The sequence below is a fragment of the Rhodococcus sp. KRD175 genome, from assembly GCF_017168275.1.
Lineage (GTDB): Bacteria > Actinomycetota > Actinomycetes > Mycobacteriales > Mycobacteriaceae > Rhodococcoides > Rhodococcoides fascians.
The window spans coordinates 1-15,173 of record NZ_JABFAQ010000012.1 but is presented as its reverse complement, the minus strand read 5'-3'; the positions used below and the strand labels follow the sequence as shown (position 1 = coordinate 15,173).

11 protein-coding genes are annotated in these 15,173 nt (G+C 64.0%); 7 read left to right on the top strand and 4 right to left on the bottom strand.

The window, feature by feature from the left end; all coding sequences use genetic code 11:
* Positions 1-196 precede the first annotated feature (196 nt).
* Genes J1M81_RS18030 through J1M81_RS18015 form a run of 4 tightly spaced genes read left to right on the top strand, consistent with a single transcriptional unit; the run spans position 197 to position 3,929 of the window.
* Positions 197-1,060 carry a hypothetical protein gene (locus J1M81_RS18030; RefSeq protein WP_032387024.1) on the top strand — a complete coding sequence of 288 codons (864 nt, stop codon included), beginning with the start codon at positions 197-199 and terminating at the stop codon, positions 1,058-1,060.
* Positions 1,057-2,631 carry a DNA polymerase Y family protein gene (locus J1M81_RS18025; RefSeq protein ID WP_206498524.1) on the top strand — a complete coding sequence of 525 codons (1,575 nt, stop codon included), beginning with the start codon at positions 1,057-1,059 and terminating at the stop codon, positions 2,629-2,631. Before J1M81_RS18030 ends, J1M81_RS18025 begins: the two co-directional genes overlap by 4 nt.
* 20 nt (positions 2,632-2,651) lie before the next feature.
* Complete coding sequence (locus J1M81_RS18020; protein ID WP_032393324.1) at positions 2,652-3,410, top strand: alpha/beta fold hydrolase; 759 nt, start codon at positions 2,652-2,654, stop codon at positions 3,408-3,410.
* A 9-nt stretch (positions 3,411-3,419) separates the two neighbouring features.
* On the top strand, positions 3,420-3,929 hold the full coding sequence (locus J1M81_RS18015) for a hypothetical protein (protein WP_032387025.1): 510 nt from the start codon (positions 3,420-3,422) through the stop codon (positions 3,927-3,929).
* A gap of 131 nt (positions 3,930-4,060) precedes the next feature.
* Here J1M81_RS18015 and J1M81_RS18010 read toward each other — a convergent pair whose 3' ends face one another.
* Complete coding sequence (locus tag J1M81_RS18010) at positions 4,061-6,061, bottom strand: SDR family oxidoreductase (RefSeq protein WP_206498523.1); 2,001 nt, start codon at positions 6,059-6,061, stop codon at positions 4,061-4,063.
* 143 nt (positions 6,062-6,204) lie between these two features.
* Between J1M81_RS18010 and J1M81_RS18005 the strand changes: the two genes are divergently transcribed.
* Complete coding sequence (locus J1M81_RS18005) at positions 6,205-7,182, top strand: IS481 family transposase (protein ID WP_206498522.1); 978 nt, start codon at positions 6,205-6,207, stop codon at positions 7,180-7,182.
* On the opposite strand, the gene J1M81_RS18000 is transcribed toward J1M81_RS18005, so the two are convergent.
* Positions 7,179-9,308: an MMPL family transporter gene (locus J1M81_RS18000; RefSeq protein ID WP_032387027.1), complete on the bottom strand. Its 2,130-nt coding sequence runs from the start codon at positions 9,306-9,308 to the stop codon at positions 7,179-7,181. The genes J1M81_RS18005 and J1M81_RS18000 overlap by 4 nt on opposite strands.
* Positions 9,309-9,431: 123 nt before the next feature.
* Between J1M81_RS18000 and J1M81_RS17995 the strand changes: the two genes are divergently transcribed.
* Both J1M81_RS17995 and J1M81_RS17990 read left to right on the top strand, forming a co-directional pair.
* Positions 9,432-12,707, top strand: coding sequence for an error-prone DNA polymerase (locus J1M81_RS17995; RefSeq protein WP_048319898.1), 3,276 nt, complete (start codon positions 9,432-9,434; stop codon positions 12,705-12,707).
* 56 nt (positions 12,708-12,763) lie between these two features.
* Entirely contained in the window at positions 12,764-13,264 is a 501-nt protein-coding gene (locus J1M81_RS17990; RefSeq protein WP_206498521.1) for a metallophosphoesterase, read from the top strand.
* 19 nt (positions 13,265-13,283) lie between these two features.
* Here J1M81_RS17990 and J1M81_RS17985 read toward each other — a convergent pair whose 3' ends face one another.
* Together J1M81_RS17985 and J1M81_RS17980 are read right to left on the bottom strand one after the other, a co-directional pair.
* On the bottom strand, positions 13,284-14,009 hold the full coding sequence (locus J1M81_RS17985; RefSeq protein ID WP_206498520.1) for an SDR family NAD(P)-dependent oxidoreductase: 726 nt from the start codon (positions 14,007-14,009) through the stop codon (positions 13,284-13,286).
* A gap of 55 nt (positions 14,010-14,064) precedes the next feature.
* Positions 14,065-15,018, bottom strand: coding sequence for a HAMP domain-containing protein (locus J1M81_RS17980; protein ID WP_206498519.1), 954 nt, complete (start codon positions 15,016-15,018; stop codon positions 14,065-14,067).
* Positions 15,019-15,173 lie beyond the last annotated feature (155 nt).

The window sequence follows — 15,173 nt, the reverse complement described above, 5'->3', positions numbered from 1 at the left end:
TTAGTGGACGATGCCGCGGTGTGCCCGCAGCAGCAGTACTACCGCCTCTACCAGGGGCTACGGCATCGCCTTGACGAGTTGCCGTCCGAACGGCTTTACTGGGTGCAGATCGAAATTGTGTTCGAATACGTCACTTCCCGCGTCCGTCGAACACCGGTGTTTCGGCTCGATTTTTCATGCAGTGAAGGGGAGTGACATGTCTGTTTCCGAGGCTGCAGCACAGGCTTCCGTACCGCCGGATGCGCTCGACGGGTTGTCGCTTCCCGAGCGGGTGGCGCTGCTACGCAGTCGGATGGCTGCCGTACCGTCTCGCGGTGAAACGGCCTCGGTGCGCATCGAGAATTCTGCTCCCGTTCGTCCCCGCCCTACCGACCCCGATTCCGACCCCGAATCCGACGTCGTCGACAGCTCGGAGCAGGTGTCGGTACCGACCCGTAGGCGGCCTGTTCTTCCGGTGCCGTCGGCGCTGATGGAGGTTCTTCCGCACGGTGGTCTGGTGCGCGGAACGGTGGCCTCGGTGTCCGGTGCCGGTTCGTTGTTGATCGGGTTGGTAGCCGCGGTGACCGGTGCCGGCGGGCATGTCGCCGTCATAGGTCAGCCCCGCTTCGGACTTTTGGCTGCGGTGGAGATGGGCGCGCAGCTGAGCAAGCTGGCTCTGATTCCCGATCCCGGCCCCGACCCGGTGGAAGTGGCGGCGATCCTGCTCGACGGTGTCGATCTCGTCGTCCTCGGTCTCGGTGGCCTGTCGGTACCACCGACTCGGGCCAGGGCAGTAGTGGCGCGCGCCCGCAGCAAAGGGTCGACGTTGGTGGTGACCGACGGGCACTGGGACGGAGCCGAGCTACGACTCGACGCGTCGGTGCACGGTTACGACGGCCTCGGCACAGGCCGTGAGCTGGGGCGTGGCCGGCTGCGTGGGGTTCGATTGTCGGTGTGCGCGCGGGGCAAAGCGATGCGTCCTCGTACGGTTCGATTCGACTTGCGTGCGGAGAACGGCCGTATCGAATGGCATGCCGAACAGCAGGAGTCGAATCCGTTGTCGATCGCGGTCTCGACATGAGTACCGGCCAGTCCAACCGTGTTCTGGCGCTGTGGTGTCCCGACTGGCCTGCCGTCGCCGCAGCAGCTCAGGCCGATCTACCGGCGACGCATCCGGTGGTCGTCACGTCGGCCAACCGGGTCGTCGCCTGCTCGGCCACGGCACGGGCGTCGGGCATCAAGCGCGGCCTACGTCGCCGGGAGGCGCAGGCGCGGTGCCCCGACGTGCATGTGGCCGTTGCCGATACCGATCGTGATGCACGCCTGTTCGAGCCCGTGGTCTCGGCTGTCGCGGCCATTGCCCCCGGCGTCGAAGTGCTGCGGCCGGGCCTGTTGGTTCTTGCAGCGCGTGGTGTCGGACGGTACTTCGGTACCGAGCATCGCGCCGCGGAGCGGTTGATCGACGAAGCGTCGGCTGCCGGTGTCGAATGTCAGATCGGGATTGCCGACGAGTTGTCCACCGCAGTCGTCGCCGCGCGGTACGCACAGGTGGTGCCGCGCGGCGGTGGTGCCGGGTTTCTTTCGCCGTTACCGATCGCCGAACTCTCGGCGGAGCCCAGTATGGCCGCAGCCGATCGTGGTGAACTGGTGGATCTGTTGCACCGCTTGGGTTTACGCAGAATCGGGGACTTCGCTGCCCTGTCTCCGTCGGATGTGGCATCGCGATTCGGTACCGATGCCGTACTGGCGCATCGCAGTGCCCGCGGTGAGCCCGAAAGGCCGCCGTCTGCCCGTGCTCTGCCTCCCGACCTGGATGTGGAGTATCTGTGCGATCCGCCGATCGATCGGGTGGATGCAGCCGCGTTCGCCGGGCGCGCATTGGCCGAGCAGCTGCACACCAAGCTCGCTGCGGCTGCTGTTGCGTGCACTCGGTTGCTGGTGCACGCCAGTACCGGCAACGGTGAGAATTTGTCGCGAATCTGGCGGTGCGCCGAGCCGTTGACGCCGGAGGGCACGGCTGATCGCGTGCGGTGGCAACTCGACGGCTGGATCACCGGACGCAGCGAGAACAAGCCGACGTCGGCGATCACCGTCCTGCGCCTCGAGCCGATCGAAGTGGTGGCAGCGGGGGAGTTGCAGCTGGGCTTGTGGGGCAGTGTCGGTGACGAGGACGACAGGGCGCGTCGGGCGTTGGTACGCGTTCAGGGTCTGCTCGGTGGCGAATCGGTGCTCGGGGGTGTTCTCAGCGGTGGACGCGGGCCGGCCGAGCGGATCACGTTGCGTCCACTGGGAGACGAGCTGGTGCCGCTGTCCGATCCATCGGCCCCGTGGCCTGGCCGACTACCCGAGCCGGCACCGGCAGCGGTGATCGAGACACGCCCGGCAGTGACGCTGATGAATCGAGCGGGTTCGGGAATCGGCGTCACCGACCGCGGTGTGTTCGATGCGCCGCCCAAGAGATTGCGGTGGGGGACCAAGGAATGGGAGTTGACGGGCCTGGCCGGGCCGTGGCCCGTCGACGAACGGTGGTGGGACAGCGGGCAAGGATCGACGGGGCCGACGGCGCGGGCACAGGTGGTGCTCGACGACGAAAGGGCGTTGCTGCTGGTGTTCGCCGACGGTCTGTGGCGGGTGGAAGGAATCTACGAGTAGGAACCGCTACCGTCGGGGAAATGCAGATGATGTCCGAGACGGTCGACCTCGATGGCGTCGACATCGCGTATCGCTCGTTCGCGCCGCTGGAACACACGAGTGCGGCGCCGGTGATGCTGGTGCACGGCATGGGCGGAGACAGTGGAACCTGGGATCGCTTCGCTCGGGCTCTGACCGCGCACGGTCGTCGGGTGATCACCGTCGACCTCCGAGGGCACGGCAAGAGTGCCCACACGCCCACGTACGAGTTCGACATGTTCGGCGGTGATCTCCTCGCCCTGATCGATCACCTCGGGCTCACCGAAGTCGATCTCGTCGGGCATTCACTCGGTGGATACGCGGTCTCGCTCGTGGCGCAGCGTCGCCCGTCTCTCGTCCGACGCCTGGTTCTCGAAGAACTTCCGATACCGATCAGGCCCGGGGACGCCCCGCCGACCCTGACCGGGCGGATGCCGTCGGTCACCGAACTCTGGCATGCGGCGACCAGCGTTGTTCTGCATCCCCGTGCGGTACTCGCGTTCGATCGATCGATGACCGCCACTGCTCTCGAGCAGTTCCGTCGGCCGAACCCGCGGTGGTGGGAGTCGTTGGCCGACATCACTGCTCCGACGTTGGTACTTCGTGGAGGTCCGGGCGGCATGGTCGATCCGGTTCGGCTCGACGCGATGGTAGCGAGCATTCCGAACTGTCGAGTGGAGGCATTCAGGACCGGACACAGCATCCACCGCGATGGCTACTCAGCCTTCGAAGCGGTAGTTCGTCCATTTCTGACGCAGTAATCTGCTCTCATGTCGCTGACTGTGCTGGATCGGAAGCTGCTGGGATGGTCGGCGTTGTTCGTCGTCTCCCAGGCCAATATCGCCCGGTTGCTCGGGCCCGCGGCACCGAAAGTGCTTGCCGTGCAGACGGCCTGGTCCGAACAGCGGTACCGGCAGATTCTGGCGAGCATGGACGAGACGGAGATCGCCCGCTTCCGCAGTCATTATCTGCCCGACTTCGTCCACCCTGCCATCTATGCCATCGCACTGCGTGCGGGTGCGAGGAGCTTGGCGGCGAAGACTCCGCTGAGCCCTGCAGTAACGACGGCATTGGCTCTCGCTCCCGTGGCCTCCGCTGCCGGTGACTACATCGAAAACATCGTCGGACTGATACTGGTGGACAACCGAGAACAGATCTCCGACACCGTCGTACGGGCCACCACCGTGGTCAGCACCGTCAAATGGATACTGGCCATCGGCTCATTGACATACCTGAGTCAGGGATTTCTGCGAGTGTGGGCAAGAGCTCTGTTGCGCTGAGGAAAAACCAGGCTAGAAGACGAAGGGCACCAATCGTTTCGAGCGTGCCATGTATTCGGCGTACGCGTCTCCCAATCCCTCGAGCATGGCCTTCTCCTCCGGTGGACTGCCGTGGCCCCCTGACGTGCACGTCACCAACTGGTGCCGGGTACCAACCTGCCGATGCGGCGGACGACCTTGCCTATACGCGCGCTGGGGGTCGACGGGTCGTACGGCCGAACCCGATAGGGCACTTTCCCGTCTTCGACGGGTACCGGCGTTTCGCCCTTGGCGGCGGCCGACTCGGCGAATTTTCGGTAGTGCTGATGCATCGTGCGATCTTTGCCTTTGGGGCTGAAGATGGCCCCGAACTGTCCGAGTGTTCCCAGTGGGGTGTCGATTCGCTTCGGCCTGTCGCTCAACGCGCGGATGACGATCGCGGCTGCCTTCTCCGGTGAGAAGACAGTGCCGACGTTCTTGTCGCCCGTCGGGGTGATCATCGGGGTGTCCACCAGCGGCATGTGAATGGTCGTGTAGGTGATTCCATCCGAGAGCGTCTCTGCTGCAGCAACATCGGTGAAACCGTCGAGTGCTGCCTTGCTCGCCACGTACGCCGAGAACCGAGGAGGGTGCCCCAGTACTGCAGCGCTGGAGATGTTGACCACATGCCCGAAGCTGCGTTCGCGCATGTGCGGCAGTAGCGCCAACACCACACGAATCGCGCCGAAGTAGTTGACGGCCATGGTGCGTTCGTAGTCGTGCAGTCGGTCGGTGGAACGGTAGAGCGCGCGGCGAATGGATCGGCCCGCGCTGTTGACGAGCATGTCCACATGCCCGTGGTCGTGCAGTATCGCTTTCACTGTTCGTTCGACCGACTCACTGTCGGTGACATCGCACGAATACCCATGAGCGACATGGCCGTCGGCGCGAATCTGCTGGACGACCTCGTCCAACTGATCTTGGCCGCGCGCGAGCACGATGACCACCGCTCCTTTTCGCGCTGCGGCCTCGGCGCTGGCCCTGCCGATACCGGAGGACCCGCCGGTGATGACGATGTGACGGCCGAACAGCGGACCGCGTGGGTCGTTTCGGCGGTTGCGTTTGGGGTCGAGATTCTCCATCCAGTATTGCCACAGGCGGTCGGCGTACGTCCTCAGCGGCGGCGGTGCGATGGAGCTGCCCTGCAATGCTTTTTGTGTCGATGCGGACTCGAAGACGGTCGGCAGAGTCAGATGATCGAGCATCACCGGCGGCACGCCTAGATCGCGAAGCGCAGCGTTGCGTTGTTTCCGAACCGCTGCGGATGTGGGTGACACCACGGGGGCAACCAGCTTCCCTGGGATGTCGACGATTCTGGCGCGGGATCCGGCAGCCGAAGAGAATGCGGAGTACACCTCGGCCATCGACTGAGGCTCCGGATTCACCAGGTGAAAAACGCTGCCGGGCGGGGTGTCTCGGTGAACCAGTTCCACAATGGCGTCCGCGACGTAGTCGACCGGAACCAGGTTGGTGTGTCCGATCTTGGGTACCGTGATCGGCAGGACCGCAGGCAGTTTAGCCAGCTCGGCGAACAGTGGAAAGAAGTAGTACGGGCCATCGATCTTGTCTGTCGCGCCGGTCTCGGAGTGCCCGACCACGGCAGCAGGGCGGTACACCCGCCAGTCTGCGGAGCTGCCGCGAACCAGTTTCTCGGACTCGAACTTGGTGCGGTGATACGCCGTCGGAAAGTTCTGCCCCTTGTCGAAATCGTTCTCGGAGAACGTCCCTCGGTAGTCACCTGCCACTGCGATCGACGAGATGTGGTGCAGACGAGCGCCGGTCCTTTTCGCCAGGTCGATCACCGACGCCGTTCCGGCGACATTGGTCGGGGTTTGCTCGTCTCCCGCCGTGAGGTCGTAGACGGCACCGAGATGCAGAATGTGATCGACGTCGGCCGGAACGTCTTTCAGACCGAGCCCGGGTTCGACGAGATCGCCGATCAGTGGGCGGATTCTGTCGCCGCCGTCCAGATCGTCGGCCAGCTTCTCGAGTCGAGCGACCGATTGCGGTCGAACGAGTACATGGACGATGGCGTCCGCATCACGTCCGAGAAGTCGGGGCAGCACGTTCTTACCCAGAAACCCGGTACCGCCGGTCACGATGTAGCTCGCCATGCGAGGCGACCTTACTCCTCGGTAAGTTTGACGGCTAGTTGTAATGAGCAGGGACGTTGTGGACGGCGTGGCAGCGACTGATAGGTGAGGACCTCCGGTATCGGTGTGGTTACCACAACTGCACCGACAACCGAGAGGTCCTCGTGTCACACGCTAATGCCTTGCTCACCCCGAAGGGGCGATTGAAACTCGCGACATCGATCGTCGACGACGGATGGTCGATCCGCCGAGCGGCCGAACGATTCCAGGTTTCACCGACCACAGCCAAGAAATGGGCCGACCGCTACCGCACCGGCGGCCCACCGGCAATGGCCGACCGCTCGAGCAGACCCCACCACAACCCGAACCGGACACCGACCCGCACCGAACGCCGAATCATCAACCTGCGCTTCCTCCGCCGGTGGGGACCACACCGCATCGGCTACCACCTGCACATGCCGCACAGCACCGTCTCAGCGGTCCTACGCCGCTACAAGATGCCGCTGCTTCGCCACCTCGACCAGAACACCGGACTTGCTGTACGACGCCCGCAGCCGCATCGCTACGAGCATCCCGCTCCCGGTGATCTGATCCACATCGACATCAAAAAGCTCGGCCGAATCCCCGACGGCGGCGGACATCGCAAGCTCGGCCGCGCGATCGGAAAGCGGCACAACAAGAAACAGGGCCGCGGTTACTCCTACGTCCATCACGCTGTCGACGATCACAGCCGGCTCGCGTATTCGGAGATTCTCGGTGACGAACGCAAAGAAACCGCCTCGGGGTTCTTCGAGCGCGCCAAAGCCTACTTCGCAGCCCATGACATCACGATCACGCGTGTGCTGACCGACAACGGATCCTGTTACCGCTCAACACTGTTCGCGCAGACCCTAGGCCCTGAAATCAAACACAAACGAACCAGGCCGTATCGGCCGCAGACCAACGGCAAAGTCGAACGATTCAACCGAACCCTCAACCAGGAATGGGCCTACGCGAACACCTACCTCTCCGACGAAGCCAGAGCGGCGACCTACCAAGACTGGATCCATCACTACAATCACCACCGACCCCACACAGGCATCGGCGGCAAGTCACCCATCGAGCGACTGACCGTCCACAACGTCCCCGAGAAGAACAGCTAGTGCCCCATACCGGCCTTCTCGTGCACTTTCTTCATCCACGCCGGGGCCCACCAGTTGGCTTCGCCCATGAGCTTGACCAAGGAGGGCACCAGCAGCATGCGGATGATGGTGGCGTCGATGATCAGCGCCAGAATCACGCCGAAGCCGAGGAACTTCATGATCGACAGGCCCGAGATCGTGAACGCTCCGGTGACGACGATCAGGATCAGGGCCGCGGCAGTGACGATGCGTCCGGTGCGCTGGGCTCCGAAAATGACGGCCTCCTCGGTGGAAGCACCTGCCGAGCGCGCTTCGACCATCCGGGACATCAAGAACACTTCGTAGTCGGTCGACAGGCCGAAGATGACTGCGAGGATGAGTACGACGAAGGTCGACTCGAGCGGACCGGGCGTCACTCCCAGCAGGCTTGCACCGTGACCTTCCTGGAACACCCAGGTCAGTGCCCCAAAGGTCGCTGCCAGGCTCAGCCCGGCCATGAGAACTGCTTTGATCGGCAGCACTATCGAGCCGAAGGCCAGGAACAGCAGGACCAACGTCGAGATCACCATGATCGCGATCATCACCGGCAGCCATTTCGCGATCGCGGCATTACCGTCGTCGACGTTCGCGCGTCCGCCGCCGACGAGGATTTCGGTGCCGTCCGGTGGAGTGATCGCGCGGAGGGCAGTCACCGCATTCGATTGGGACCGAGCCTCGGTCGTTCCGTCGCTGGGTTCGCTGTAGGACGCCTGGAATGCCACCAGATCGTCCTTGGATCCGAGGAATTCGGCTCGGGCAACGCCGGGGGTGGCGTTCATCGCTGCGGTCAGTTCCGCAACGGGCGGGCCCTGAGGCTTGACGCCGTCGAGACCCCGCAGCACCACGGTGGCACCGTCGCCGGTGGACTCGAAGTCGGTGGCGAGGGTTTCGAAGGCCGCCCGTGCCGGGTCGTTCTTCGGTAGTGCCGTGTAGTCGACCTCTCCCAGGGAGACCTTCAGAATCGGCGTGGCGACGATCAGCAGGCCCGCGACGATGACGGCGGCGACGATTCCTGGATTCTTCATCACTCGGGTGACGACACCACCCCAGAACTTGTGTGCGCGTGCGTCACTGCGGTCCGAGGCGGTACGCGACCAGGTCCAGGAGTTGATGCGAGTGCCAAGAAGAGCGAGCAGAGCGGGCACCGCGGTCAGGGACAGCAGGGCGGCGCTGGCCACCGCGGCCATGGCACCGAAACCGAGGGATCGAATCACCGCCTGCGGGAAGACCAGCATGCCCGCGAACGCGCAGATCAGCAGCAGTCCGGAGAAGACGACGGTGCGCCCCGCAGTGGACACGGTACGTACGGTCGCCTCCATCGACGACGACCCAGTGCGGAGTTCCTCGCGGAATCGACTGACGATGAACAGTCCGTAATCAATGGCCAAGCCGAGGCCGAGCAACGACGCAACGTTGATCGAGAACGAGCTCACCTCGGTGAATTCGGTCAGCACCCGCAGGATTGCCAGCGAGCTGAGCACACTGAGAATTCCGACGAACACCGGTACCGCTGCGGCGATCACGCCACCGAAGATGAAGACGAGAAGCAGAAGTGTGATGGGGACGGCGATGATCTCCGAGCGCACGAGGTCTCGCTCGAGGGTTTGGCTGAGCGAGACGCCCACGACCGATGCGCCGGCGAATTGCGACTCGATGCCGGGGACGACGAGTTGTGGAGGTAGCTCACCGAACGTGTTGAACGTAACTCCCGATTTCGCACCGAGGGAGATGGTCACCAGTGCTTTGGTTCGGTCTTTCGAGACCAGGAATTCCTTGGTCACCGGGTCCGCGGTCCAGTAGGAGTTCACGTTTCCGAGGGTGTAGCGGCTGCGGAATTCGTCGAGTGTCGACTGCACCTGTGGTCCGATGTCGTCGATCGTGCGTCCGTCGGGTGCGGTGTAGATCGCGACGATGTCGGGGGTCGGTTGGCCGATGCCCTGGACCAGCCGCGCGACCTGTGACGATTCGCTGCCTGCGTCGGCGTATCCGCCCTCGCTCAGTTTCGAGAAGACGCCCAGTCCCAGCACGCCGCCGACGGCTACGACCGCGACGACGACGGCGAGCACCCATCGCTTGTGCGATACGACGAACGATGCCCAACGCGTCACAACTGTGCTCCGGCTCTGTGGAAGGGGTGAGTAGCGATTCGACTGTAGTTGATCGTGTCGGACCCTCGTGTTCTCATTAGAACAAGTGTTCGACGATGTGACGGTGTGAAGGAGGTGGTCTCGATGGGATGGAACGACGGGCCGCCCACCTGGTCGGAAATGGAGCGAGTCCTCTCCGGGCGCCCCAAGCCGGTCGTCGAAGGCGATGGGGGCGACAGCCCGGCGTGGTCGCGCAAACGCGACGCCTACCAGGGTCGCCGGCCCGATTCGGTGGGGCCGTCGACACCGTACGCAGAATTGCATGCGCATTCTGCGTTCAGCTTTCTCGACGGAGCATCGCAGCCGGAGGAAATGGTCGAGGAAGCGGTGCGTCTGGGACTTGAATCCATTGCGATCACCGACCACGACGGCTTCTACGGCGTCGTACGTTTCGCCGAGGCGGCACGAGCCCTCGGCATCGGAACAGTCTTCGGTGCCGAGCTGTCGCTCGACACCCACCGGTCTAGGGCCGGAGCGACCGATCCCGACGGTACGCATCTTCTGGTGCTCGCTCGCGGACAGGAAGGGTATCGGCGGCTGTCGCGTCGGATCGCGGCCGCGCATCTGGCCGGCGGAGTCAAGGGTGAGCCGCGGTACGACGTGGACGAACTCACCGAATCGGCGGGAGGGCACTGGCAGATCCTGACCGGTTGTCGCAAAGGGCATGTTCGCCAAGCGCTCTCGCGGGGTGGGCCGGAGGCGGCCGATCTCGCGCTGCGTGATCTGGTCGATCGGTTCGGGGCCGAGCGCGTCACCGTCGAGCTCACCAGGCACGGTACTGCCGACGACGACGAGCGCAACGACGCTCTCGCGGCGCTGGCTCGCCGGTACGGTCTGCCGATGATCGCCACCACGGCGGCGCACTACGCCAGTCCACGTAGTCGAAGGTTGGCCATGGCGATGGCTGCGGTACGTGCCCGGAGCAGTCTGGACGAGGCGGCAGGGTGGCTGGCACCGACGGGTGGTGCACATCTGCGGTCGGGGGCGGAGATGGCGGAGTTGTTCGAGCACTATCCCGGTGCAGTGCGCGGTGCCGTCGAACTGGGTCGAGAATGCACGTTCGATCTGAAACTGATCGCGCCTCGTCTCCCACCGTTCGAGGTGCCCGACGGTTACACCGAGATCAGTTACCTGCGGCGGCTCACGTTCGAGGGTGCTGCCCGGCGGTACGGCCCGCAGTCGGCGAACCCGGCTGCATATTCGCAGTTGGAGTACGAGCTCGACATCATCGAGCGGCTCGAATTTCCTGGCTACTTCCTGGTGGTGCACGACATCGTTCATTTCTGCAAGACCCACGACATTCTGTGCCAGGGGCGAGGCTCGGCGGCGAACTCGGCCGTCTGCTACGCCATCGGAATCACGAATGTCGATCCGGTCGCCAACAAGTTGCTGTTCGAGCGGTTTCTCGCACCCGAACGCGACGGACCACCCGACATCGACATCGACATCGAGTCGGATCGGCGGGAAGAGGCCATTCAGCATGTGTACGCCAAGTACGGCCGTACCCATGCCGCTCAGGTCGCCAACGTCATCACCTATCGCGGGAAGTCCTCGGTACGAGACATGGCTCGCGCTCTCGGGTTCTCCCAGGGGCAACAGGACGCGTGGAGCAAGCAGATCACCCGGTGGTCCGGAATCGGCGATCAGGACGGCGACGGGATCCCCGATTCCGTTCTCGACCTCGCCCGTCAGATCGAGGGCTTTCCGCGTCACCTCGGCATCCATTCGGGAGGAATGGTGATCTGCGACCGACCGATCGCCGACGTGTGCCCGGTGGAATGGGCGACGATGGAGAATCGGAGTGTGCTGCAATGGGACAAAGACGATTGTGCCGCAGTGGGTTTGGTCAAGTTCGACATGCTCGGGCTCGGGATGCTCTCGGCTCTGCATTACATGATCGACCTGGTCGCCGAACACAAGGGCATCGAGATCGACCTCGCCTCGATCGACCTGTCCGAACATGCGGTGTACGAGATGCTGCAACGGGCCGATTCGGTCGGTGTGTTCCAGGTCGAGTCGCGGGCCCAGATGGCCACTCTTCCGCGGCTCAAGCCGCGTAATTTCTACGATCTCGTCGTCGAGGTCGCCTTGATTCGTCCCGGTCCCATCCAAGGTGGCTCGGTGCACCCGTACGTCAAGCGGCGCAACGGACTCGAACCGGTCACCTTCGATCATCCGTCGCTGAAGAAAGCTCTCGATCGAACTCTCGGCGTGCCGCTGTTCCAGGAACAGCTGATGCAGATGGCCATCGACGTCGCGGGCTTCAGCGCCGCCGATGCCGATCAGCTGCGTCGCGCCATGGGATCGAAACGGTCTCCGGAGAAGATGGAATTGCTTCGTGGACGGTTCTACGACGGAATGCGTGATCTGCACGGCATCACCGGTGCAGCCGCGGATCGAATCTACGAAAAGCTCTCGGCGTTCGCCAACTTCGGCTTTCCCGAGAGCCATTCGCAGAGCTTCGCCTCGTTGGTCTTCTACTCGTCGTGGTTCAAGCTGCACCATCCGGCGGCGTTCTGTGCTGGTCTCCTTCGTGCTCAGCCGATGGGCTTCTACTCACCTCAGTCTCTGGTGGCCGATGCCAGACGGCACGGCGTGGTCGTGCACGGTGCCGACGTCAACGCCAGTCTCGGTCATGCAAATCTCGAGGCAGACGGTCTCGAGATCCGCATGGGTTTGGCGGACGTGAAGTTCATCGGGACGACACTTGCCCAGAAGATCGTCGACGCGCGAGACGCACACGGGCCGTACACCTCGTTTCTGGATCTGACGGGACGCGTCGAACTGTCGGTGGCGCAAGCGGAAGCACTGGCCACGGCCGGCGCGCTGGGGTGTTTCGGCATCACTCGTCGAGAGGCGTTGTGGGCTGCCGGAGCGGCCGCGGGGGAGCGGCCCGGTCTGCTCCCCGGCGTCGGCGCATCGACGAAAGCGCCTGCGCTGCCGGGTATGACGGACCTCGATCTGGCGTCGGCCGATGTCTGGGCAACGGGAGTGTCACCCAATTCCTACCCCACTCAGTTCTTCCGGGATCGGCTGGATTCCCTCGGCGTGGTGCCCGCCAATCGGCTGCTGCAGATCCCCGATGGCGACCGGGTTCTCGTCGGCGGTGCAGTGACGCATCGTCAACGTCCTGCAACCGCGGGAGGCGTCACGTTCATCAACCTCGAAGACGAAACCGGCATGGTCAACGTCGTGTGCTCGGTGGGGTTGTGGGCGAAGTACCGCAAACTCGCAATCACCGCTCCGGCGTTGCTCATTCGAGGCAAAGTGCAGAATGCCGAGGGGGCGGTGACCGTGGTGGCAGACCATCTGCAATTGATGGATCTGCGAGTTGCGTCCCGATCCAGAGACTTTCGCTGATTAACTTCCGGCCTGCCCGCGCGTCATCGAGCAGGACGCCGGTGCAGAATCGAAACGTGAAGCTACTGATCATCGCGGACACTCACCTGCCCACCCGAGCGAAAGTGCTGCCCGATCAGGTGTGGGCCGCCGTCGACGACGCCGATGTGGTGATCCATGCCGGCGATTGGGTGAATCTCGCGACGTTCGAGGCACTCTCGCAACGATCTCGTTCGCTGGTCGCCTGCTGGGGAAACAACGACGGCGACGAGCTGCGTGCGGTCATGCCCGAACGTGCCGACGTGGTACTCGGCGGCGTGCGCTTCACCGTCGTCCACGAGACCGGAGCCGCGACAGGACGCGAGCGCCGGATGGCGACCGCATACCCCGATACCGACGTCCTCGTGTTCGGACACAGTCACATTCCGTGGGATACGACGGCCGACAACGGTCTACGGCTGCTCAACCCCGGATCTCCGACGGACCGGCGTCGGCAGCCGTTCTGTACCTACCTCACCGCCGCTGCCGATGGCGGCGAGCTGACAGACGTCGAGCTGCATCGACTTCCGCCTCGCTGATCGGCATGCCGAGTGTCCGTCACATTCCGCCTGCGACTCTGACGACCGTTCCGGTGGCGTAGCGCGCATCCTCGGACAACAGCCACGACACCGCGCCGGCGATCTCGTCGGGCACTCCGGGGCGGCCGAGGGGGATGCTCGACGCCATCTTCCGTGGTCGCTCACGATCTTTGTGAAACTCGGTCTCGATGACTCCCGGCGCGACGGCGTTAACACGAATGTTCTGCGCGGCAAGCTCTTTGGACAGACCGACCGTCAAGGTGTCGACGGCTGCCTTGGCCGCGGCGTAGTGCACGTACATACCGGGACTTCCGATGGTGGCTGCCGCGGAGGAGATGTTGACGATGGCACCGCCGTGGTCGGCCATCGCGTGTATGGCGTACTTGCAGCAGGTCAGGACGCCGAGCAGGTTGACGTCCAAGTCTGCCCTGATCGTCTCGATGTCGTTGTTCGCCAGGGTCCCTACTGCACGCGCCGATCCGGCGTTGTTCACCAACCCGGTGACAGTGCCGATCTCGGCAGCAGCAGCGAACAGATCGATCACCGACCGCTCGTCGGTGGTGTCGGCACGTATCGCGACGACCGTTCGGTCGGCGCTCGATAGTTCGTTCACCACTGCGTCGGCGGTCGCAGAATCCGAGCGGTAGGCGATCACGACGTCGTGCCCATCGGCCACGAGACGCCGAGATACTGCGGCTCCGATTCCGCGGCTGCCGCCGGTCACGATCGTCAAAGGGGCATTCATCGTTCGACAATAGCGAGCGGCTCGGCGGCGACAGCTAACCGTCACTGCTGGGTTCTCACTGCTGGGTAGGTGCGGGCTCTCTGGCATGGTCGACCAAGTCGTGCACCAGTCCGATGATGACGTCCATCTGTTCGATGACCTCCACGCGCAGTCGGTCCAGTTGCTCGTCGGGCATGACCGGGGCATTCGAGCCGTCGAGGGACATCAAGAGATCGATGTTGGTGCGCAGCGCGGTCAACGGTTCCATCAGTTCGGCACCGGCGTCGACTATCAACTGTCCCTGTCGTGCCCGCGACCGCGAGAGCGCAGCCAGCATCTCGTTGAAACTGTTGGCAAGAGACGCCAGTTCGTCGTCTCCGTTGACGTCAATGGGCTCGAAGGCACCCGTCCTGGCCACTCGTTCCGTTCCGGCACGCAACCGTCTGACCGGACGAAGTCCGGTGCGAGCGACGGCTGCGCCGGCCACACCAGCGAGGGCCACGAGAAACGCCCCGACGAGGATCAGGGCAAGCGTGAGTTTTCCGAGCAGTGGTGACGTACCGCTCAGGGCTTCGGCCACCATGATCGTCTCACCGGAATCGGTGCGCTCGGCGGAAATGTAGTAGCCGCGAACCTCCCGCAGTGACCGATCGGTGCGGCCCTCGGTAACCGCCTTCTCCGGATCGTCGAGCCCACCATCGGAGTTGGTGAAAGGGTAGGTGCCGTTGGACGAGGACACCAAGGTGCCATCGGTGGTCATCAACGCAACTTTGACCGCGGTTCCTTCTGTGTCTTCGATCCCGAACCCGAACAGATCGGCCGGCACTCCCGACGCTGCGCTGGCGATCAGCGCATCGCTGTTTCGGCCGACACGGTCGATGATCTGCGAGCGAAGCGACTGCTCTGCGACGAGGTAGATCGCCAGAGCGCTGACCGCAACGGCGAGCGCGGCCAGGCTCATCGTCAACACTCGAATCCGTCCGTGCAACGACAGCGCCCTCGGGCGGGTGTGCGCACGTGAATACCTCATGGATCGAGTATGCCGGTCGGCAGCGACCAGAATTCGCGAGGCCGCCATGAGTAGGCACCGCAGAGCGCACCGATACTCAGAATGGCGGCTCCTCGTCTTCTTCGTTGGTCGGTTCTGGTTCGGGGGTCGGGTTGTCTGGTGGGTCGGGGTAGGCG

Coding starts and splice junctions, on each gene's coding strand:
- J1M81_RS17995 (WP_048319898.1), top strand. CDS start 9,432: ATGGGATGGAACGACGGGCCGCCCACCTGGTCGGAAATGGAGCGAGTC.
- J1M81_RS18015 (WP_032387025.1), top strand. CDS start 3,420: ATGTCGCTGACTGTGCTGGATCGGAAGCTGCTGGGATGGTCGGCGTTG.
- J1M81_RS17980 (WP_206498519.1), bottom strand. CDS start 15,018: ATGAGGTATTCACGTGCGCACACCCGCCCGAGGGCGCTGTCGTTGCAC.
- J1M81_RS18020 (WP_032393324.1), top strand. CDS start 2,652: ATGCAGATGATGTCCGAGACGGTCGACCTCGATGGCGTCGACATCGCG.
- J1M81_RS18010 (WP_206498523.1), bottom strand. CDS start 6,061: ATGGCGAGCTACATCGTGACCGGCGGTACCGGGTTTCTGGGTAAGAAC.
- J1M81_RS18025 (WP_206498524.1), top strand. CDS start 1,057: ATGAGTACCGGCCAGTCCAACCGTGTTCTGGCGCTGTGGTGTCCCGAC.
- J1M81_RS18030 (WP_032387024.1), top strand. CDS start 197: ATGTCTGTTTCCGAGGCTGCAGCACAGGCTTCCGTACCGCCGGATGCG.
- J1M81_RS17985 (WP_206498520.1), bottom strand. CDS start 14,009: ATGAATGCCCCTTTGACGATCGTGACCGGCGGCAGCCGCGGAATCGGA.